21 protein-coding genes and 1 tRNA gene are annotated in these 20,894 nt (G+C 61.3%); 9 read left to right on the plus strand and 13 right to left on the minus strand.

Going from position 1 to position 20,894, the window contains the following annotated elements:
* Positions 1-2: 2 nt before the first annotated feature.
* The 6 genes from rnc to rpoZ all read right to left on the minus strand — a co-directional run bounded on the left by rnc (position 3) and on the right by rpoZ (position 5,343).
* On the minus strand, positions 3-722 hold the full coding sequence (gene rnc, locus G6N78_RS17480; protein WP_206531658.1) for a ribonuclease III: 720 nt from the start codon (positions 720-722) through the stop codon (positions 3-5).
* Positions 719-1,465 carry a signal peptidase I gene (gene lepB, locus G6N78_RS17485; protein ID WP_165220890.1) on the minus strand — a complete coding sequence of 249 codons (747 nt, stop codon included), beginning with the start codon at positions 1,463-1,465 and terminating at the stop codon, positions 719-721. The genes rnc and lepB overlap by 4 nt, the downstream gene beginning before the upstream one ends.
* 71 nt (positions 1,466-1,536) lie before the next feature.
* Positions 1,537-1,959, minus strand: a complete 423-nt coding sequence (gene acpS, locus G6N78_RS17490; protein WP_165220893.1) for a holo-ACP synthase — start codon at positions 1,957-1,959, stop codon at positions 1,537-1,539.
* A gap of 328 nt (positions 1,960-2,287) precedes the next feature.
* Positions 2,288-2,440, minus strand: coding sequence for a DUF3563 family protein (locus tag G6N78_RS17495; protein WP_165220896.1), 153 nt, complete (start codon positions 2,438-2,440; stop codon positions 2,288-2,290).
* A gap of 137 nt (positions 2,441-2,577) precedes the next feature.
* Positions 2,578-4,812 carry a RelA/SpoT family protein gene (locus G6N78_RS17500; protein WP_165220899.1) on the minus strand — a complete coding sequence of 745 codons (2,235 nt, stop codon included), beginning with the start codon at positions 4,810-4,812 and terminating at the stop codon, positions 2,578-2,580.
* Positions 4,813-4,929: 117 nt separating this feature from the next.
* Positions 4,930-5,343, minus strand: coding sequence for a DNA-directed RNA polymerase subunit omega (gene rpoZ, locus G6N78_RS17505; protein ID WP_165220902.1), 414 nt, complete (start codon positions 5,341-5,343; stop codon positions 4,930-4,932).
* A 285-nt stretch (positions 5,344-5,628) separates the two neighbouring features.
* Here rpoZ and G6N78_RS17510 point away from each other — a divergent pair, with 285 nt between their 5' ends.
* From G6N78_RS17510 to G6N78_RS17520, 3 genes are all read left to right on the plus strand, one after another.
* On the plus strand, positions 5,629-6,207 hold the full coding sequence (locus G6N78_RS17510; protein ID WP_165220905.1) for a LabA-like NYN domain-containing protein: 579 nt from the start codon (positions 5,629-5,631) through the stop codon (positions 6,205-6,207).
* Positions 6,208-6,321: 114 nt separating this feature from the next.
* Entirely contained in the window at positions 6,322-7,401 is a 1,080-nt protein-coding gene (locus G6N78_RS17515; protein WP_165220908.1) for a bifunctional transcriptional activator/DNA repair enzyme AdaA, read from the plus strand.
* 171 nt (positions 7,402-7,572) lie between these two features.
* Positions 7,573-7,863 (plus strand): hypothetical protein, encoded by a 291-nt coding sequence (locus G6N78_RS17520; protein WP_165220911.1) that lies wholly within the window; start codon positions 7,573-7,575, stop codon positions 7,861-7,863.
* A gap of 76 nt (positions 7,864-7,939) precedes the next feature.
* Here the strand turns inward: G6N78_RS17520 and smpB are convergent, their stop codons facing one another.
* Positions 7,940-8,416: an SsrA-binding protein SmpB gene (gene smpB / locus G6N78_RS17525; protein WP_165220926.1), complete on the minus strand. Its 477-nt coding sequence runs from the start codon at positions 8,414-8,416 to the stop codon at positions 7,940-7,942.
* Positions 8,417-8,563: 147 nt separating this feature from the next.
* Positions 8,564-9,448 carry a 4-hydroxy-tetrahydrodipicolinate synthase gene (gene dapA / locus G6N78_RS17530; RefSeq protein WP_165220928.1) on the minus strand — a complete coding sequence of 295 codons (885 nt, stop codon included), beginning with the start codon at positions 9,446-9,448 and terminating at the stop codon, positions 8,564-8,566.
* A gap of 228 nt (positions 9,449-9,676) precedes the next feature.
* On the opposite strand from dapA, the gene G6N78_RS17535 reads away from it, so the two are divergent.
* Together G6N78_RS17535 and G6N78_RS17540 are read left to right on the plus strand one after the other, a co-directional pair.
* Complete coding sequence (locus G6N78_RS17535) at positions 9,677-11,740, plus strand: lytic transglycosylase domain-containing protein (protein WP_165220930.1); 2,064 nt, start codon at positions 9,677-9,679, stop codon at positions 11,738-11,740.
* A gap of 104 nt (positions 11,741-11,844) precedes the next feature.
* Positions 11,845-12,720: an alpha/beta fold hydrolase gene (locus tag G6N78_RS17540; protein WP_165220933.1), complete on the plus strand. Its 876-nt coding sequence runs from the start codon at positions 11,845-11,847 to the stop codon at positions 12,718-12,720.
* A 136-nt stretch (positions 12,721-12,856) separates the two neighbouring features.
* Here the strand turns inward: G6N78_RS17540 and G6N78_RS17545 are convergent, their stop codons facing one another.
* From G6N78_RS17545 to G6N78_RS17560, 4 genes are all read right to left on the minus strand, one after another.
* Positions 12,857-13,867, minus strand: coding sequence for a porin (locus G6N78_RS17545; RefSeq protein WP_165220936.1), 1,011 nt, complete (start codon positions 13,865-13,867; stop codon positions 12,857-12,859).
* Positions 13,868-14,233: 366 nt separating this feature from the next.
* Complete coding sequence (locus G6N78_RS17550; protein WP_165220939.1) at positions 14,234-15,238, minus strand: porin; 1,005 nt, start codon at positions 15,236-15,238, stop codon at positions 14,234-14,236.
* Between the two features lie 810 nt (positions 15,239-16,048).
* Positions 16,049-16,139, minus strand: a tRNA-Ser gene (locus tag G6N78_RS17555).
* A gap of 124 nt (positions 16,140-16,263) precedes the next feature.
* Positions 16,264-17,481: an NAD(P)/FAD-dependent oxidoreductase gene (locus G6N78_RS17560; protein WP_165220942.1), complete on the minus strand. Its 1,218-nt coding sequence runs from the start codon at positions 17,479-17,481 to the stop codon at positions 16,264-16,266.
* Between the two features lie 206 nt (positions 17,482-17,687).
* Between G6N78_RS17560 and G6N78_RS17565 the strand changes: the two genes are divergently transcribed.
* Both G6N78_RS17565 and G6N78_RS17570 read left to right on the plus strand, forming a co-directional pair.
* A complete protein-coding gene (locus G6N78_RS17565) occupies positions 17,688-18,041 on the plus strand; it encodes a hypothetical protein (protein ID WP_165220945.1) in 354 nt (117 codons plus the stop codon).
* Positions 18,042-18,139: 98 nt separating this feature from the next.
* A complete protein-coding gene (locus G6N78_RS17570; protein ID WP_165220948.1) occupies positions 18,140-19,252 on the plus strand; it encodes a pyridoxal phosphate-dependent aminotransferase in 1,113 nt (370 codons plus the stop codon).
* A 122-nt stretch (positions 19,253-19,374) separates the two neighbouring features.
* On the opposite strand, the gene G6N78_RS17575 is transcribed toward G6N78_RS17570, so the two are convergent.
* The gene (locus G6N78_RS17575; RefSeq protein ID WP_165220951.1) at positions 19,375-19,641 is read right to left on the minus strand and encodes a sel1 repeat family protein; all 267 of its coding nucleotides are present in this window, start codon (positions 19,639-19,641) and stop codon (positions 19,375-19,377) included.
* Positions 19,642-20,141: 500 nt separating this feature from the next.
* Between G6N78_RS17575 and G6N78_RS17580 the strand changes: the two genes are divergently transcribed.
* Both G6N78_RS17580 and G6N78_RS17585 read left to right on the plus strand, forming a co-directional pair.
* Positions 20,142-20,483: a DUF2147 domain-containing protein gene (locus G6N78_RS17580; RefSeq protein ID WP_165220954.1), complete on the plus strand. Its 342-nt coding sequence runs from the start codon at positions 20,142-20,144 to the stop codon at positions 20,481-20,483.
* Positions 20,484-20,649: 166 nt separating this feature from the next.
* Positions 20,650-20,817, plus strand: coding sequence for a hypothetical protein (locus tag G6N78_RS17585; protein WP_165220958.1), 168 nt, complete (start codon positions 20,650-20,652; stop codon positions 20,815-20,817).
* Positions 20,818-20,894 lie beyond the last annotated feature (77 nt).

A 20,894-nucleotide genomic window follows, 5' to 3' on the forward strand; every position in this document is an offset into this window, starting at 1 on the left:
CTTCAGTTCTGGTCGGCGGGCTTCTGCCACACGCCTTCACGTTCAAGCATCTTGGTTGCCGCCACCTGTTCCGCCGCGCGCTTGGAGCGCTCGACGCCGGTTTCGGGGGCAACACCGGTCACCTCCACCGTCACGGTGAAGCTCGGATCATGGTCGGGGCCGGAGCGGTCATCGATCCGGTAGACCGGCGTCAGGCCGAACTTCGCATGCGACCATTCCTGCAGCTCCGTCTTGGCATCGCGGCGCGCCGCAGACTCAGCGGTCGCGCGCTTCTGCCAATGGCGCAGAATGAAGCCTCTTGCCGTTTCCAGCCCGCCATCGAGGTAAAGCGCCGCAATCAGGCTTTCCACCACATCGGCGCGCACATTCATCATGCGTTTGCCGGTCAGCTTCTTCACGTCCGAACCGGTGCGGATGAACTGGTGCAGGCCCAGTTCGTCGGCAACGCCGGCACAGCTTTCGGCACTCACCAGCTGGTTCAGCCGCACGGAGAGCTCGCCCTCGGTCGCGGCATGAAAGGTGCTGAACAGCAGTTCGGCCACACACAGACCGAGAACACGGTCGCCCAGAAACTCCAGGCGCTCGTAATTGCCGCTCTTGGCCGTCCCGGTGCTCGCATGCGTCAACGCGCGGTCCAGCCACTGCTTGTCCGAAAACGCGTGGCCGATCACCTTTTCAAGCTTCGCACGCTGATCAGCCGAGAGCTGTGGCGTCTTCATCAGTCAACCACCTTGAACAGACGGTCCCAGCGCATATTGGCCGGCCACTTCCAGATTTCGCGGAAGGAGGTGTCGTTGCCAAGCGAGAAGAAGATGACGCTGGCGCGACCCACCAGGTTTTCCGCCGGAACATACCCGACATCGAAGCGGCTATCGAGCGAATTGTCGCGATTATCGCCCATGAAGAAATAATGGCCTTCCGGCACCACGAATTCACGGGTGTTGTCGCCGCGCGAATTGGGGATCTGGTCCAGCGTATCGAAGCTCTTGCCGTTGTCGAGCGTTTCGCGGAAGACCGGCACGTCCGAACCCGGATCGAGACGGTAATCGGAGGTGAAGGTGCCATCCGGCTGCTTCGGCACCGGCTGGCCGTTCACATGCAGGATGCCGTCGATCATCTGCACCCGGTCGCCCGGCAGGCCGATCAGGCGCTTGATGTAATCCACGTCGGGATCGGTCGGCAGGCGGAACACGATCACGTCGCCCCGCTTCGGCTCGGCAAATTCCAGCACGCGACCGGAGAACAGGTTCGGCGAGAAGGGCAGCGAGTAACGCGAATAACCGTAGGCGAACTTGTTGACGAAGATGTAGTCGCCCACCAGCAGCGTCGGCATCATGGAGCCGGACGGAATGGTGAAGGGCTGAAACAGGACCGTCCGGATGATCATGGCGAGCAGAAGCGCCTGAATGATGACCTTGATGTTTTCCCAGAGGGCGTTCTGCTTCGGTTCGGCTTTTTGAGACACGTGCACGTCTTTCGTTTCCAGCGATTTTCCGCTTCTCTAACCCCTTCGTCTGAAGGGGGCAATGGCATCCGTCAGGCAGGCGCCGCCATGGGCACAGCCAAAGGGCGCGCCTCGATGACCACGAAGGCCTGCGCGTAAGGGAATTCATCGGTAATGGTGAGGTGGATCACGGCTTCATGACCGGCCGGCAGAAGCGCCGACAGCCGCTCGGCGGCACCGTTGGTCAGCGCCATCGTCGGCTTGCCGCTCGGCAGGTTGACGACGCCCATGTCCTTCCAGAACACGCCCTGCGCCAGGCCGGTACCGAGCGCCTTGGAACAGGCTTCCTTGGCGGCAAAGCGCTTGGCATAGGAGGCGGCGCGCATCTTGCGGCCGTCGGACTTGCGTCTTTCGATGTCGGTGAAACAGCGATGTGTGAAGCGTTCGCCGAAACGCTCGATGGATTTTTCGACCCGTCGAATGTCGATGAGGTCGCTGCCCATGCCGATGATCATGCGGATCCTTTCGCCTGCCCTTGCCAATCCTTGTCAGACCGGACCAATCTTGTCGACGGTCAACACGGATCATGCCGCGTTCGGTTCTAGATCGGGTGTCTCGGTCCCGAATTCCAGATACCGATCATCGTGGCGATACTTCAGCAGGCAGGCGAGTTCAACGGATCGGATCGATGGTGCGTCTCTCTCGGGCGCTGTCGATCATCGTCAGCAAAGGGATCATGGCTGCCATGCACAAGAAGCATGACAAACGCCCCTCCTCCCGAACATGCCGCACAGGGTGCGACAGAGGATATGTCAGTCGTCCGGCAGAGTGTCTGCCGGGTGATCAGAAGCCCTTGCGGAACATGCCGCGGTCGATCTGGCGCATGCGGTATTCCAGTTCGATGGCGTCGTTCGAGGCATTCAGATAGGCCATTTCGCGTTCCTGAACGGTGGGAGCGCGAAGGGCGCGGGCGATCTTCTTGAGCGGCTTGAACATTGTCGTCTTCCTTATGTTGCTGTGCACAATATAAGAAAGGTTCCCGAAAACCACCAACGCCCGCTTGCCGCGGCAGCCATGCGAAAGACGCATAGCTTTGCCGCGACGTTTTGACGAATGCTTATTCTTGAAGCAGATCAGTCGTAGACGCGCTTGACGGTGGAGACGCAGTCGAGGTCCTTCAACTGCGACAGGAGCTGGTTCAGCTGGCGCAGGTCCCAGACCTCCAGCTCGAAGGACAGCTCCGAGAAATCGGTCGCGACGCGGCCCATCGTCATCATGCGGATGTTGATGTCGAGACGGGCGATCACCTGCGCCACGGTCGCCAGCGTTCCCGGTTCATTCAACGCGTTGATGGCGATCCTCGCACCGAATCGTGACTTGTTCGCCTCGTCGAGATCCCAGCGCACGTCGATCCAGCGCTCCGGCTGGTCGTCGAACTTCTGCAGGGCGGAGGCCTGGATCGGATAGATGGTGATCCCGTGCCCCTCCTCCATGATGCCGACGATGCGGTCGCCCGGCACCGCGCCAGCCGGTGAGAAGCGCACCTCGACATTGCCGGAAAGGCCGCGGATCGGCAGCGGGTCCATGCCTTCGGCCTTGGCGGCTTCGGTCGCCTCCTTGGCGGTCCGCTCCTGCCCCGGCAAGCGGAAGATCATGCCGGTGGCGCTCTGCATGTTGAACCAGCCCTGATCGGCCGCCGGCTTGATGGTGGTCCGCTCGTCCTTGTAGTCCGGGAACACCGCCTTCAGCACATCGAGCGACGACATTTCGCCGCGTCCGACGGAGGCGATCGCATCCTCGACATCCTTCTGACCGAGGCGGAAGAGCGCCGGCTTCAGGATATCGCGGGAAAACGTCTTGCCGGCCCGCTCGAAGGTGCGCTCCAGAATGCGGTGGCCGAGGCCGGCATACTGCTTGCGGATCGCCATGCGGGTGGCACGGCGGATGGCGGCGCGCGCCTTGCCGGTCACCACGATCTCTTCCCAGGCCGCCGGCGGCACCTGAACGCCGGAGCGGATGATCTCCACCTCGTCGCCATTGTTGAGACGCGTGACGAGCGGCATGATGCGCCCGTTGATCTTGGCGCCGACGGTCGTGTCACCGATATTGGTGTGCACCGCATAGGCGAAATCGATCGGGGTCGCGCCGCGCGGCAGCGCGATCAGCTTGCCCTTCGGCGTAAAGCAGAAGACCTGGTCCTGGAAGAGTTCGAGCTTGGTGTGCTCGAGGAATTCTTCCGGGCTGTCGCCTTCGGACAGCGCTTCGATGGTATGGCGCAGCCACGAATAGGCATTGCTTTCCTTGGAGAGCAGCTCGCCACCCTCGCCGTTCTCGCCATCCTTGTAGAGGCTGTGTGCGGCGATCCCGTATTCGGCGATGTCATGCATCCGCTTGGTGCGGATCTGCAGTTCGATACGCTGGCGGGACGGCCCAACGATGGTGGTGTGGATCGATCGGTAGTCGTTCTGCTTCGGGGTCGAGATATAGTCCTTGAAGCGGCCCGGCACCACGCGCCAGCGTGTATGGACGATGCCGAGCGCCCGGTAACAGGCCGGGATGTCATCGACGATGATCCGGAAGCCGTAGACATCCGAGAGCTGTTCGAAGGACAGCGACTTCGACTGCATCTTGCGGAAGACGGAATAGGGTTTCTTCTGGCGCCCCTTCACCCAGGCGTTCAGAAGGCCGTTCGCGACGAGCAGATCGCGCAACTCGTCCTCGATCTTGGTGATGAGGTTCTCGTTGCGGGCAGACAGCTCGGAAAGCCGGTTGGTGACGGTCTCGTAGGCTTCCGGGTTCATGTAGCGGAAGGATAAATCCTCCAGCTCCTCGCGCATGTCCTGCATGCCCATGCGGCCGGCAAGCGGCGCATAGATGTCCATCGTCTCTTCGGAGATGCGCGCCCGCTTCTCCTGCGACATGTGCTCCAGCGTGCGCATGTTGTGCAGACGGTCGGCGAGCTTGACGAGCAGCACGCGCACGTCGTCGGAAATCGCCAGCAACAGCTTGCGCAGGTTTTCCGCCTGCTTTGCCTTCTTGGACACGAGATCCAGCCGCTTGAGCTTCGTCAGGCCCTCAACCAGACGGCCGATATCCTCGCCGAACAGCTCATCGATCTCGGCGCGCGTTGCCGTCGTGTCCTCGATCGTGTCGTGCAGCAGCGCGACCGCGATCGTCGACTCGTCCAGATGCATGTCGGTCAGGATAGCGGCGACTTCCAGCGGATGCGAAATATAGGGATCGCCGCTGGCGCGCTTCTGCTTGCCATGTTTTTGCATGGCATAGACATAAGCCTTGTTGAGGAGAGCTTCGTTGGCGTCGGGTTTATATTTTTGAACCCGCTCGACGAGCTCGTATTGCCTCATCATGCCTGCGAAGATCCTTCAAACATCCAGAAACGAAAAGCAGCGCCAATCCGAAGATTGACGCTACCGACATCCAATAGACAAAGCCTTTACGGCGAGACAGTTGACGATTGGTAATCGTCAGTAGTCGTCGCTCTTCTCCGGCGGGACAAGGCCTTCGATGCCTGCCAACAGTTCTTCTTCCGACATCTGGTCAAAAGTAAGGGTTTCCGGCAGGTCGTCCTCGTCCAGACCCTTGTCGGCAGCCCCTGCGGCACCGGCATTGGCGGAGATCAGGCTCGACGGATCGGGCTCCGGCTCATCCACTTCCACATGCTTCTGCAGCGAGTGGATCAGGTCTTCCTTCAGGTCGTCGGGCGACAGCGTTTCGTCAGCAATTTCGCGCAGAGCAACGACGGGGTTCTTATCGTTGTCGCGGTCTACGGTGATCGAGGCGCCCTGCGAGATCTGGCGGGCACGGTGGCTGGCAAGCAGCACCAGCTCGAAACGGTTATCGACTTTGTCGATGCAATCTTCTACTGTGACACGGGCCATTGCCTGTCCTTTGCGATCCGGTATTTCAGGGATTGGCATGCCGATACAGGGATTGGCAACGGAATTCAAGTTTTTCCTCCAGCCAATCCTCGGTCGCTGCCGGCACAACCACATCCGCGCCACATTCAATTAGAAATTACTTTGATAAACGCGAATCGTACCGTAGAAGTAAATCTTAAGCCAACAAGATAATATATCCGCCGCATTCTTGGCTGGAAACGTAAAGTTTTTTAGCTTTTGCAACGAGAGCGCGATATAAAAATATTTAAGGAGGATGCAGCATCTATGTTCGACCCCAGGGAAAAAATAGCACTTTTCATCGACGGCGCGAATTTGTACGCGGCTTCGAAAAGCCTCGGCTTTGACATCGACTACCGGAAGCTCTTGAAGGCGTTTCAGAAGCGCGGCTATTTGTTGCGCGCCTATTACTACACGGCACTCATCGAAGATCAGGAATACTCCTCGATCCGTCCGCTGATCGACTGGCTGGACTATAATGGCTACAAGGTCATCACCAAACCCGCCAAGGAATTCACGGATTCGCTGGGCCGCCGCAAGGTAAAGGGCAACATGGACATCGAGCTTGCCATCGATGCCATGGAGCAATCGGCAACCGTTGACCACCTCGTTCTTTTCTCGGGCGACGGCGATTTCACCACGCTTGTCGAGGCGCTGCAGCGCAAGGGTCGCAAGGTGTCGGTCGTCTCGACCATGGCAACACAGCCGCCGATGATCGCCGACGATCTGCGCCGCCAGTCCGATCACTTCATCGATCTGATTTCGCTGAAGGCGGAAATCGGTCGCGATCCCTCGGAACGCGTGCAGCGGGTTGCCGAGCCCGTGGCAGAAGTCAACGAAGACTGAATGAACTGCTGCCCGGCGCGATTGTCGCGTCGGGCAGCCAACCTCGGCGGATTGCTGAAATACGCGCCCGATTTTCGGCGCCGCAAAGCATGATGGGCTGGTATGGTCTCGTCCATGCTGACAACACGCCCCACTGACGACACGCTGTACCAGGCCCTTCTTGACCGCGACGCGGCCTATGAGGGTTTTGCCTATGTCTGTGTCACCTCGACACGGGTCTTCTGCCGCTTCACCTGCCCGGCGCGCAAACCACGGCGGGACAACTGCCGCTTCGAGAGCACGATCGCCGACTGCGTGGAGGCGGGTTACCGTCCCTGCAAACGCTGCACGCCGATGCTGCGGTATGGCGAGAGCGAACCTGCCGTGCGCCTCCTGCTCGAGGCGCTCGAGGCCGAACCGGATCGGCGCTGGAGCGAACAGGACCTAACGGACCGGGGACACGATCCCTCGACCATCCGCCGGCTGTTCAAAAAACGCTTCGGCATGAGCTTCCTGGAGCTCGCGCGCCGCCGCCGACTGAGCGACGCCGTCGCGACGCTTGGCGCGGGCGCTTCGGTCATTGAGGCACAACTCGATGCCGGCTTTGATTCTGGCAGCGGTTTTCGCAGCGCCATCACCCAGTTGCTGGGCGAGGCACCGCAAAAGCTGAAGGCGCGGAGCAGCTTTCTGAAAGCCTGCTGGATCGAAACGCCAATCGGCCCGATGCTCTCGGTTGTCTGCGACCATGCGCTGCACCTTCTCGAATTTGCCGACCGGCCCGCTTTGCCCGCAGAATTGCGCCGGCTGCAGGAACGCTCGGGTTCCGCCGTCATCTTCGGCCGAACGGTCGTCACCGACCAGGTGGAGGCGGAACTCGACCGGTACTTCGGCGGCGTGTCGTCTGCCTTCTCGGTCAGGATCGGCGGCCATGGCACGCCGTTTGAACGCGAGGTCTGGGACGCACTGCGGATGATCACCCCCGGCACCACGAGGAGCTATTCCGAGATTGCCCGACAGATGGCGCGGCCCTCTGCCACACGGGCGGTCGCGCGGGCGAACGGTGCCAACCAGATCGCCATCCTCATTCCCTGTCACCGCGTGATCGGCGCAGACGGGAGCCTGACCGGCTATGGCGGCGGTCTGTGGCGCAAACAGTGGCTGCTGCGTCATGAGGCGCGCTTCGCTGCCCCTGCATCACTGGATCAATCTGGCTGATCAAAGCCATTCGAAACATTCACTGGACGAATGGTCGCCTCTGCGACAGTTTGCCGCCGCAGCCCCAGGCTGCGTTTCACCCCGACTCCCCAACCTCAAACCTTCACCGTTCCTTCGCGCCGACCGGCTGCGGAGCAATACCTCTTCGTGCCTCTTCGAAAGGACAGGATCATGCGCACGATCGACCGAGTTTCCGACCCCGCCGTTTCCGCTCCATCCGCAACGTGTGTTGCGCCTCGTGCGGAGACTCTGCTGCGACGTCTCGTATCGATCCCGTATCGCCTGCTCACCCGAGGCAAGAATCGCACCGCCGATCTCAGCAGCCATCAATTGCGCGACATCGGCCTCGAACCCGGTGCGTACAGAGGTGCGAGCTTGGACCGGGCTGCCCGGCAGGACGCCCTGCTGCGCGACGCGCAGGCGCAGGCACTGCTTCTGGCGCGGAACATCGGCAGCCGATAGGCGTGAAAACGAAGACGACCGCGGAGCGCTGGCGCCGCGGTCGCAACAGTTTCGGTTTTAGCGTGCCGAGACGTGATCAGCCAGTCTTCAGCAGCCGGCTCTTCTGCCGGTTCCAATCGCGTTCCTTCTCGGTCTCGCGCTTGTCATGCAGCTTCTTGCCCTTGGCAAGCGCCAGCTCCAGCTTCGCCCTGCCCTTTTCGTTGAAATAGATCTTCAACGGCACGAGCGTCATGCCCTCGCGGTTGATGCCGGCGCGCAGGCGGTTGATCTCCCGCTTGGACAGCAGAAGCTTGCGGCGGCGACGCGGCTCATGGTTGAAGCGGTTGGCCTGCAGATATTCCGGCAGATGCGAATTGATCAGCCAGATCTCGTTCCCTTCGTCGGACGCATAGGATTCGGCGATGTTGGCCTTGCCGTCGCGCAGCGATTTCACCTCCGTCCCCGTCAGAACGAGGCCCGCCTCATAGGTGTCGATGATCTCATAGTTGAAGCGCGCCTTGCGGTTTTCCGCAACGATCTTGTTGACGACGCGCTGGCTGCCTTTGGGTGCCATGACGAGTGGTTATCTCCGCCCTTGAAGGGTTCTCGTTGAACGTTCGACCGCGGGTGATGCGGCCCTCAAGAGCACAATGTAGTGTGCCAGTGGCCCGAAGGGAAGCCGGAGCACCCGATGCAGCTCTCCGGCAGTTCCGCGGCTGCCTCAGTTCAGCAGCCCGGCGTGGCGCAGGGCCGCATCGATGGCGGCTTCGGTGGCCGGCTCCAGAGTCGAGAGAAGCGGCGAACGGGCAAAACGGCTGGTGCCGCGCACCCGCGACAGGCCGTATTTCGCGCCGCAGACGCCGGGCTCCATGAAGATGGCCTTGTGCAGCGGCATCAGGCGGTCCTGGTAATCGAGCGCCTTGGCATAATCACCGGTGAGCGTTGCCTGCTGGAATTCGGCGCAGAGACGCGGCGCGACATTGGCCGTCACCGAGATGCATCCGACACCGCCATGGGCGTTGAAGCCGAGCGCAGTTCCATCTTCGCCGGACAACTGGATGAAGTCCTTGCCGCAGGCCATGCGCTGCTCGGAGACGCGCTCTAGCTTGCCGGTCGCATCCTTCACGCCAACGATGTTCTTGTGCGCCTTGGCAAGCGCGCCCATCGTCTCCGGCAGCATGTCGATGACCGAACGCGGCGGGATGTTGTAGATGATGATCGGCAGGCTGACAGCCTGGGCAATCGCGCTGAAATGGGCGATCAGGCCCTTCTGCGTCGGCTTGTTGTAATAGGGGGTGACGACGAGGATGCCATCGGCACCGGCCTGTTCGGCATGCTGGGCAAGTTCGATCGCTTCGCGCGTGTTGTTGGAACCGGCACCGGCAATGACCGGCACCCGCTTGGCGGCCACTTCGATGCAGAGTTCGATGACACGCTTGTGTTCGGCATGGGACAGGGTCGGCGATTCCCCGGTGGTGCCGACCGGAACAAGGCCGGTGGACCCTTCTGCGATCTGCCACTCCACATGAGCGGCGAAGGCCGCCTCATCCACCGCACCCGCATCCGTAAACGGTGTAACCAGCGCGGGCATGGATCCCTTGAACATGCGAACACTCCTGAACGGCCGACTTCACGCTTCGGCCTCAATATTGCAGTATGAGGCGCGCACCATAGAGCGGCGTTTGAACCCCGACAAGCGTGCATTTGACGGTTTTGCAACAGATCGTGATGGCAAAATTCGAGAGGTGCAGGCACAGTGGTAAGAAAGCATTAAGCACCCCGGCAGCTAATGGACGTAACGGCAATTTTCCCATGATTTCCGATGAGTGAACGGATGAAACGACCTGTCCTGACTGTCCTTCTGGCCTTGGCGAGCGGGCTACCCGGGGCGTTCGCATCTCCGCTTCCAGAAGGCCCCGTGCCGCTGCCGTTCGCGCGGCCCGACGATCCCGTCGAGGCCGTATTTCCGACGCCGGAGATCACCGGCGCCATTCCGCGCCCGCTGCCGCAGGACAGCGCACTGATCCAGTTGAAGAGCGCGCTCGATGCGCTGTCGGCACGGGATGTCGCGACCGCGCTTGCCGTGCGCAACAGCCTTCCCGATGGAAGCCTGGACCGGCATCTCCTCACCTGGGCGATCGTCACCTCCGGCCTGCGCGATGTGCCGTCCTATGAAATCGCCTCCGCCCAGGTCGAGTTGAAGGGCTGGCCGGGTCTTGCCCGCCTGCGCGCCGGCTCGGAACGGTCGCTCTACCAGGAAAACCCGCCAGCGGCGCAGGTTCTGGCCGCCTTCGGGCGCACACAACCGGAAACGGTGCAGGGCGCGATGATCCTGGCACGGGCGCTCGTAAGCTCCGGAGAAACGGCACGCGCTGCCGCCGCCCTCAGGCCGTTCTGGACGGCCTATGCGCTGGACAAGGAGACCGAGGACCGCATCCTGTCCGAATTCGGCCCCCTCTTACAGCCGGGCGACCACAAGGCGCGGATGGACTACCTGATGTATCGCGGCCGCGTGAGCCAGGCGAAGCGCTTCGGGGACCTCGGCAAGGCGCAGTCGCTCTACAACGCCTGGGCCGCGGTCGCCGGCAAGGCAAAGAATGCCGAAGCCCTGCTGAAGGCGGTCGACCGGCAATGGCTGAACGACCCGGCCCTCCTCTTTGCCCGCATCGAATTTCTGCGGCAGCAGGACCGCTACGAGGAGGCGGCGCAACTGCTTGCCCAATCGCCGCGCGACGCATCCGAAAAGATCAACACCACGGAATGGTGGAACGAGCGGCGCATTATTGCCCGGGGGCTGGCCGATCAGGGGGATTTTCGCGCCGCCTATGCGATCGTCGCCGCCCATTCCGCCCGCAGCGCCACGGACATCGTCGATGCGGAATTTCATGCAGGCTGGTACGCGCTGCGCGCACTGAACAATCCGAATGCGGCGGCTCGGCATTTCGAAAAGATCCTGCAGACATCGACCCGTCCACTCTCCGCCTCGCGGGCACTCTACTGGCTGGGGCGCTCGGCAGAGGCCGGCGGGCCTGGCAAGGCAAAGGAGTTCTACCAGCGGGCGGCGCGTTTTCCGGCAACCTTCTACGGCCAGCTGGCGGCGGCAAAACTCGATTCGAAACGCCTGGACGTGTCCTACCCGTCCCCCTCGCCTTCCGACCGCCGGACCTTCGAGATGCGCGAAGCCGTGCGGGCGATCGACAGGCTGGAGGCTGTCGGCCACGGACGACGCGCTGATGCACTGTACCGGGCGCTCGCCGATGAACTGACCAGCCCGGGCGAACTGGCCATCCTTGCCTCCCGCGCCGAACGCAACCAGAACCACGCGCTGTCGCTGGCCATCGGCAAGACCGCGTTCAACCGCGGCATTGATGTCGCAGCCCTCGCCTTCCCCGTTGGCGTCATTCCGGCCAACGCCAATATTGCAGGCTCCGGCAAGGCGCTGGCCTATGCGATCGCGCGGCAGGAAAGCGCCTTCAACCCCTCCGCCATCTCGCCGGCCGATGCCCGCGGTCTCCTGCAGATCCTGCCCGGGACCGCCAAGGGGGTCGCCGGACGGCACGGGCTTCCCTATGTTGCCGCCCGGCTGACGAGCGATGCCGGTTATAACGCCACGCTTGGCGCACATTATCTCGGCGAGCAGATCGATGCCTTCGGCGGTTCCTACATCCTCACCTTCATCGCCTACAATGCAGGGCCCCGCCGCGTGCCCGAATGGATCAACCGCTATGGCGATCCGCGCGGCAAATCGCTGGACGCGGTGATCGACTGGATCGAACGCATCCCCTTCCCCGAAACCCGCAATTATGTGCAGCGGGTGATGGAGAACTACCAGGTCTACAAGGTGCGGCTCGGACAGCAGGCCGATATCGAAAACGACCTCCGCTTCGGCCGTCGCTGATTGAACCACCGTCCCGCTGGAGGGCTGGACCCGTCTTCGACAGCGGTTATGGTGGAGTTCTCAACCCGCTCATGACGCGGGTTCCGGTACGCGGAGACATCAGCATGGCAGATTTCGAACAACACTTCATCCAGAGCGCTGACGGGCTTTCGCTCGGCTACCGGGTCTATGCCGGCGACCCGGCGCAGATGCCGCTGATCTGTCTGCCGGGCCTCACCCGCAATGCCCGCGACTTCCATCAACTGGCGACGTTGCTGACGGCCCAGATTGTGGTAGCCCCGACCATCGTCAGCGTCGACTACCGCGGACGCGGCACATCCGATCGTGCCGCGGATCCGGCCACCTACAATATCGGCACGGAGTGCCAGGATCTTCTGCTGCTGCTCGACCATCTGAAAATCGACAAGGCCTGTTTCATCGGCACGTCGCGCGGCGGTCTCATCCTGCACATCCTGACAAGCGTCGCGCCCGAGCGCATCGGCTGCGTCATTTTCAACGATGTCGGGCCTGTGCTCGAAATCCAGGGCTTGCGGGATATCCAGTCCTATCTGACGGGAGCGCCGGCCCTCGCCGGATGGCCGGAGGCTGTCCGGCACCTCAAATCCATCCACGGCCAAGGCTTCCCGGCGCTTCAGGAGGACGACTGGCAGGACCTTGCGCAATCCATCTATGTGGACCGCGATGACCGCATCACCGCCGATTGCGATCCGGCCATCGGGCGCGCCTTCGCGACCCTGCCGCTGGAGGAGCCGTTGCCGGATCTCTGGGCGCAGTTCGACCAGTTTGCCGATATACCCATGATGGTCGTGCGCGGGGAAAACTCAACGCTTCTGAGCGAGGCTACGGTGGGTGAGATGCAGGCCCGACGACCAAGACTGCGGGCGGTGGTGGCCCTTGGCCAGGGCCACGCGCCGCTTCTGCATGTGGAGCCCCTCGCCCGGGACATAATATCGTTTCTGAACAGCGTCACCGGCGACTGAACGGTTATCGAACACCGTCCAGACAAACCGGCCACACCTCGAGAAACCCGATACGCAAGCAGGCCCAGGGACCCGGACGCCAGAATCAAGAAACCCGCCTTGCGGCGGGTTTCCGAAGTCTCGATGAGAGCCGTTCTTAGAACGAACGCTGCAGGCGGAAGAAGCCGCTCCAGTATTCGGCAGCGCGCTCTTCGTCGGTGTACTGTGCCGAAACCTTGGCGGCGAGACCCTTGGTGATCGCGTAGTCGAGCGTCACACCAGCCTGCCACTTGTTGCGGTCGCCAGCAAAATCACCACGCACGAGGTCGATCTTATCCCAGTACTGGAAGCCCGGGGTGACCTTGAACTTGTCGTTGACCGTCAGTTCATAGGAGGTCGCAACAGTCCATTCGGCCTGGTTGTAGTAAGCGTTGTCGCCGCTGGAATAGATGCCAGCAACGCTGAACGTGCCCGGGCCGATCGGCGCGGTTGCGATCAGACGAACAGCGCCGTTTTCCTTGTCGATGTCATAGCCACCGAGCAGAGCGAAGGCAACCGAACCGAAGTCGCCGGAAACCTGGCCTTCAACACCGAGCGTGTCGTTGTTGGTGAAGGTCGGGCTGTTCAGCTCGTCGAGGAAGATGCCAGCCTTGAAGTTGCCGAAGGCGCCTTCGTAACCGATCTGGTTGATGCGGTTGGAGCCGAGATCGTCGGTTTCGCCGGCGATGTCGCTATCCCAGTAGTTGTAGCCGTAACCAGCGCGGAAACCACCGAGGGTCAGGAAGGCTTCGTCGATTTCGACCTGGCCGTCGTTGGCGTTCAGCGAGTTGCTCGAATCGTCAGCCCATGCACGAAGCGTGATGGTGCCGCCGAGCGGACCGTATTCCGTGTCGGACTTCGAATCGAAGGTGACCAGACCACGCGTACGCGCGTTCCAGCTCGGCTGCGAGTCGCGCGAATCGGCGTCAACCTGGAAGCGGATATAGCCGGTGAGCTTCAGGCAGGTTTCCGTGCCCGGAATGTAAAAATAACCCGTGCCGAATGCATCGCACACGCGAACATATTCCATCGGCTCCGGCTCTGCAGCGACGATGGCGTCGGCAGAATGGGCAACCGTGCCGAACGACAGGGCAGCCGCCGAGCTGAGGATAAGAGCTCTGATATTCATGAATTTTCCCTCGGGAGTGAGAAACAACACATCAAGTCGACGAACCCGTCGTCTCGAGTGACACAAGTAAACCACCAAGTTTTCGGTCGGTAAAATTGAAAATAGGGATTCACTGGTCTCGCACCTGCAGCATTTGAAACTGTGTTGCTCGCGGGAGACATTTCAGACGTTCGGCATTCACGCCCGTTTCAAGAAGCGTCGCGCGCGGCGTGAAGCAACGAAGCGCGAGAAGCGACCATCACGTGACTGCATGCAAGTCATCGGACGATCCAACCTCGGAACATGGTCTGAGGGAGTGCCGCTTCGTCTTGCCCATAACGAAAAAAGCCCGGCGATGCCGGGCTTTCTCCAACCAATCCGTATGGATTAGAACGAACGCTGCAGGCGGAAGTAGCCCGAGGTGTAACCGTCGCCGCCGTTCACGCCGTCGATTTCGGTGTACTGTACGGAAACCTTGGCAGCGAAGCCCTTGGTGATCGCGTAGTCGAGAGCCACACCGGCCTTCCAGCCGTCGCGGTTGCTGTTGAACGCGTAGTTGTCCCAGTACTGGAAGCCGGGGGTGATCTTGAACTTGTCGGTCACCTTGGCTTCGTAAGCAATCGCGTAAGCCCACTCGGAAGCCGAGTAGTAAGCGTTGGCGCCAGACGAGTAAACAACTGCACCTTCGAGCGTGCCCGGGCCGATAGCGGCGCTCAGGATACCACGAACTGCACCTTCTTCACGGTCGATGTCGTAACCGCCGAGCAGGGCAGCCTTGACCGGGCCGAATGCGCCAGAGATCTGGCCTTCGACGCCGAGCGTGTCGTTGTTGGTGAAGGTCGGGCTGTTCAGCTCGTCGAGGAAGATGCCGGCCTTGAAGGCGCCGAGGTCAGCTTCGTAACCGATCTGGTTGATGCGGTTCGAACCGAGTTCGTCGGTTTCACCAACAATGCCCAAGTCCCAGTAGTTGTAGCCGTAACCAGCGCGGAAGCCGCCGAGGGTCAGGAAGGCTTCGTCGATTTCGACCTGGCCGTCGTTGGCGTTCAGCGTGTTGCTGGAGTCGTCAGCCCATGCACGAACCGTGATGGTGCCGCCGAGCGGACCGTATTCGGTGTCGGACTTCGAAGCGAACGTTACCAGACCACGGGTGCGGGCGTTCCAGTTGGCAACCGAGTCACGCTCGTCGAAGTCAACCTGGAAGCGGACGTAACCGCTGATCTTGAGGCAGGTTTCCGTGCCCGGGATGTAGAAGTAGCCCGTGCCGAAAGCATCGCACACGCGAACGTATTCCATCGGCTCCGGCTCAGCGGCGACGATAGCATCGGCAGCCTGAGCGCCGGATACTGCTGCGAGTGCAGCAGCGGAGCCGAGAAGAAGGCTCTTGATGTTCATAATGACCTCCAGTCAAGTTTCGTATGGGTCTGGGTTCTTTGGCTGAAGGACAGCATTCCCTGCCCCATCCCCGTCGGTTTCAGAAGACAGACGATCCACCGCCTCGCTTCTGAAAGTGAACATACAAGAGGAATGCCATCGCGCAATCGTGAAGTGCCGGCCATGCATAGCTGTCCACCCGCTTCGCCTCCCCCTGTTGCGCAAAGGACACAGATCGGGGCACGGAACCTGTCAATTTTTACCAATGCTTAAGAAAAGCCTTACAGGACAGGCGTTTACGGAAGGCACTCACTGACGGCACCGACCGGCCGCATAGCCTGTTCCAGGCCAAAGCGTGGATTCGCAGAGACTGACCGCGACGTTTGCGCCATCTGCCTGCGCCATCCATCCGTGGCCGGCCTCGATCCATCGTCAGGTCCAGCCGACGAGAATCGCAACGTGCCATCAGAATCAGACATCCTGCGACTCAGCGGGATGGCAGGTGCGCCGATCGAATCGTGGAGCCGGAGATTTTGCCCGACAACAGGAGTGCACCGTCATCCATAGAGCAAGAAGCGGGACCTCCGCGAAGAGCGTATGGCCAATCAGGCCATTTTGCTGTTTCGCGCCCGTAGGCCGGGGCGACCGTTCTTGATCTCGGCCTGTCTACACACGCATTCCCAGACGCGGGCGAAAGATAGTCCAATGACGAAGAAAAACCCTGCAGGACACGCAGCGGCCCATTCAGAATGAAACATAAGAAAGAGAGAGACAACCGACGTCGCTGTGTCGCGCAGGGAACGGTGACTGGACATGTGTCTGATCAGAAAATGGCGGAGAGGAAGGGATTCGAACCCTCGATACGCTTTTGACGTATACTCCCTTAGCAGGGGAGCGCCTTCGACCACTCGGCCACCTCTCCGGTGGGGACGTGCTTATTGCGGTCGGCTGGCGATTGCAAGGCATTTTGCGCGCCGCTCTTTCATTTCCCTGGCTTTTTCCAGCGCCTGTCCTTGGCCGGTGCCCGGTCCGGATGCCGCCTTTCCCTAGGAAAGCAGCAGTTTCAGGTCCTGTGCGGGATCGGCGATGATGGCGCGGTCCGGCGTGCGGCCAAGGTCCAGAAGCTTCTTGCCGGTTACATAGGCCTTGGCATCGTTGATGGCGTCGACCGCCACGAATCGGCCCTGGCGGAAATACCAGACCGAAGCGCTGCCTTCGCGGGCGCCGGGACGTACCAGCGTATCGTCATAGCCAAGATTGAAGCCGGCGATCTGCAGCTTCACATCATACTGGTCCGACCAGAACCAGGGCTTTGCCTCATAAGGTGCCGGATGGCCGGCCAGCGTCGCGGCCACCGATTCCGCCTGATCGACGGCGTTCTGCACCGATTCGAGCCGCACGCGCTCCCCCTGCCAGGGCAATTCGGCGCAATCGCCGACGGCAAAGATGTCCGGGTCGCTGGTGCGGGCGAATTCGTCCACCACGATCCCGTTGCCGACTGTGAGGCCGGCCAGTTCCGCCAGTTCCGTGTTCGCGGTGACGCCGATGCCGACGATGACCAGATCGACGGGCAGCACCGCGCCATCAGCCAGGTCAGCGGACACGACACGTCCGTCCTCCCCGTTCAACCGGGTGAGGCCGGTCGATTCGCGGATGGTGACGCCGTGTCCGATATGGATATTGCGGATCATGCCGGCGGTCTCCGCCGATGCCACCCGCTTGAGAATGCGGTCGGCCATTTCGATCACCGTCACCTCAAGCCCTTTGTGACGGGCGACGGCGGCGGCTTCGAGGCCGATATAGCCGCCGCCAATGATCAGTACGCGCCGGCCCGCCTGCATCTCACCCGCCAGCCGGTCGGCATCCTGCTTCTCGCGCATCCCGTAGACGCCCGCGAGATCACCCCCGAGTTGCGCCGGCAGTTTTCGCGGGGTGGCACCGGTTGCGAGCACCAGCGTGCCATAATCCACGACGGAGCCGTCCTGCAGCCGAACGCGGTGAGCCTTGGGATCGATATGCTCGACAAAGGCCGACAACCTCAGATCGACCGCATTCTCGGCATACCAGGTTTCGGGACGAAACAGCAGGCGGGAGAACTCCATCTCGCCGAGCAGGTATTTCTTGGAGAGCGGCGGTCGCTGATACGGCGCCACCGGCTCGACGCTCAGGATCGTCACCGGGCGCATGTCCTTCAATGCCCGCAGTTTTGCCGCGAGCGCAAACGCCGCCTGACCGCCGCCAACAATCACCAGCCTGTCCGTCACGTCATTCTCCATCGCATGCCATCGGGTTTCCTGCTGCAGGCGTAGCCCCGCTTGAGGGTCAGCGTCAACGCGCAAGATCGGCATCTGCCAACGCGATTCCGGCGGTTAAAAGGACAGATTCCTCGGATTTTACGTTTCACTTTTATCGTGTATCAGCGGAGATCCCCTATCGTGGTGTTCCAAGACAAGAGGTTGGGGGGATTGGGATGCCCTTGGATATTCGAAGAGACACCGTGAAGACCATTCCGCAGGACGACGGCTACGAAAAATTCCAGATCGACCGTCCGGGCAAGATCATTTTCGTCGAACGGCACCTGAGCACCAAAACACAGGTGCGCTGCATCATCCGGCGCATCTCGCGTTCGGGTGCGGAACTCGACATCAGCCCGAGCCTGACCGTGCCCAACAACTTCTTTCTCGAGATTCTCGGGATTCGCGGTGAGATCGGCGCGACCCTGACCACGCGCGAGGAGGAAAAGGTCAAGATTTCCTTCAACATGCTGCTCGACCCGAACTTCCTGCATCACGTTTTGCGCGTCTGCTTCCAGTCCCTGCATTGAGGGGGACCGGGCGTACCGGGCGCGGCCCTGAAGATCTTGCATAGCGGATAAACCGCCCTATGGTGTGGCGCCACTTCAGCCACACCGGATCCTGCCGCATGACCGCCTTTTCCCGTTTCACCCCACTTCTCCAAAGCCTGCCGGCGACCGTTCCTTTTGTCGGGCCGGAAGCGATCGAGCGAAACCGGGGGCTGACGGTGAAGGCCCGCATCGGCGCCAACGAGAGCGGTTTCGGCCCCGCCCCCTCCGTTCTGGAGACAATTGCTGCTGCCGCTCGCGACACCTGGAAATATGCCGATCCGGAAAATTTTGCGCTGAAGCAGGCACTTGGCCAGCATCTCGGCTGCGACGCACAGAACATCGCCATCGGTGAAGGCATCGATTCGCTGCTCGGTCACATCGTGCGCATGGTGATCGAGCCCGGCATGACGGTCGCGACCTCGCTTGGCGCCTATCCGACCTTCAACTTCCATGTGGCCGGATATGGCGGACGGCTGGTGACGACGCCTTATGTGGACGACCGCGAGGATCTCGACGGTCTGCTGGCGCTCGTTGAAAAGGAAAAGGCCTCGCTCCTCTATTTCGCCAACCCCGACAATCCGATGGGCAGCTGGTGGGATGCGGAGCGCGTCGCAGACTTCGTGCGAGCCGTGCCGGAAACCTGTCTGCTGATCCTCGACGAGGCCTATTGCGAGACAGCGCCGGAGGGAGCAACGCCGGCGATCGACGCCTTCCTCGACCGTCCGAACGTGATGCGCACGCGCACCTTCTCCAAGGCCTATGGGCTTGCCGGTGCGCGCGTCGGTTATGTCGTCACGACACCGGAGAATGCGCAGAGCTTCGACAAGATCCGCCACCATTTCGGCATGCCGCGCATCAGCGTCGCGGCGGCGCTCGCGGCCCTCGAAGACCAGGCCTATCTGCACCAGGCGACCGACGCGATCCGGCAGTCGCGGGAGCGGATTGCCGCAATCGCTCGAGAAAACGGCCTGACACCGCTTCCCTCCGCGACAAATTTCGTGGCTGTGGATTGTGGTCGCGACGGGGCTTACGCCCGGGCGATCGTCGATGGATTGATGGAGCACGGGGTCTTCATCCGCATGCCCGGCGTGGCCCCACTCAACCGCTGCATCCGCATCAGCGCCGGCGTGGAGGCCGATATGGCGCTGCTCGAGACGGCGCTGCCCAAGGTGCTGGCGGCGATCGGATAACCACACAAATGCCAGAAGGTCGCGCTGGCCGGTTTCGACCATTCGCGACCTTCCGAGGGTCTGCCATTCATGGCGTCCCTCCCCCATTCGCCGGTCTCAGCAACCACCGGCGCATTTCACTGTCAGTGCATGGTCATCCACTCGCGGGCGGCGCGCAGCGCCTCGGCAAGCTGCATCTTCGTCATGGTGTGTGCGAGGTCGGCGCGCAGTTCGGCGGCGCGGTCGGAGCCCTTGATCGCGGCGATGTTCAGCCACTTGTGGGCCGCGACCAGATCGACGTCGCAACCGCGGCCGGTTGCATACATCAGGCCCATGTCGCAGAAGTTTTCGGCGCGGGCTTCGCCACCCATGGTGGCCATTTCGGAATGCGTCATGTCAAAGCGTGCCATCGGAATGATCCCTGTTTCGAGCCTGTTGTCAAAATCCCTGTCTTCATGCTTTGCCTCGTGGGGCACCAGCCGGATCGCCATCTTGCAGTGGCTTTTGTGATCCGCCCGGCCGGCAGGTTTGGCCTGCTCGTTTGATGGGTTCAGTATGCCCGCCGCCCTTCAAAATTCGCCTAAAATGCATGATTAATTTGATGAAAACAAAGTCCAAACGCTTGGTAAAATTGGGTTTTCGTTAAACATCGGAAGCCCTGCAAACCGGCGATTCCGGGAAATCCGAAAGCTTCCGTAAACCATCACAATTTCACCCTTTGTTGACCACGCCATCAGCAGGCCAAACGGTGCGGACAAAAAAATCGGCCCCGGCGCGGCGAAAAATTCCCTCCAAGATGCCAGTTTACCTTTACGTGTGCGTAAGATAATTTGGCAAACGGGCGCGGCGGAACGCGGAGGAGCGGATCGCTGCGGACAGATGACGGGTTCTCGATAGGAGGAGACACGAGATGATCCGAACCATACTACTAAGCGGCGCATTCCTGGTGGCAAGCCTTGCACCAACGGTGGCGGCCGAGCCGATCGTCGGCAACTGGAAGACGGCCAGCGGCGAAACCGCCGTGATTGCCCAGTGTGGCTCCGCCTACTGCGTGACGCTGAAGACAGGCAAATATGCCGGCAGGCAGATCGGCAGCATGAGCGGCAAGGGTGCGGAGTATACCGGTGAGATCACCGATCCCGCAGCCGACAAGACCTATAGCGGCTCGGCCGCCGTCAGCGGCAATGCACTGAAGATGAAGGGCTGCGTGATGTCGGTGTTCTGCAAGACGCAGACCTGGACGCGCCTCTGATCGGGCGCATAAGCGCTTGGCAACCGGCGGAGGCGGCCCGCGCGGCCTTCGCCACCCGCAGGCATTCCGCTCCGTTCATCACTTTGAACACCGGATGAACCACGATCTCAGCACCCATTCATCAGCGTTGCCGCATAGTCCTTCTCGTTCAGACGGGAGACGGACAATGCCGAAGATTGCAAGACGCTTTACCATCATCACCCTCAGCATGGCGCTGTTTGCGATCTCCTTTTCCGCCTTTGTCGAGGCGCAGCGCCGCGTGCCGGACCTGCAGGCGGGCCGTGCGGCGATCTGCCAACCCTTCACCGGCAACGGTTGCAACGGAACACTTTAAAGCCAAAGCAACGACGTCCGCAAAATTTGCCAAAGCTTCGCAGCCACGTAATTGGCTTGTTAAGAAGAGCGCACTAT

The organism is Allorhizobium pseudoryzae (assembly GCF_011046245.1).
In the GTDB taxonomy this organism is placed as follows: Bacteria; Pseudomonadota; Alphaproteobacteria; order Rhizobiales; family Rhizobiaceae; genus Neorhizobium; species Neorhizobium pseudoryzae.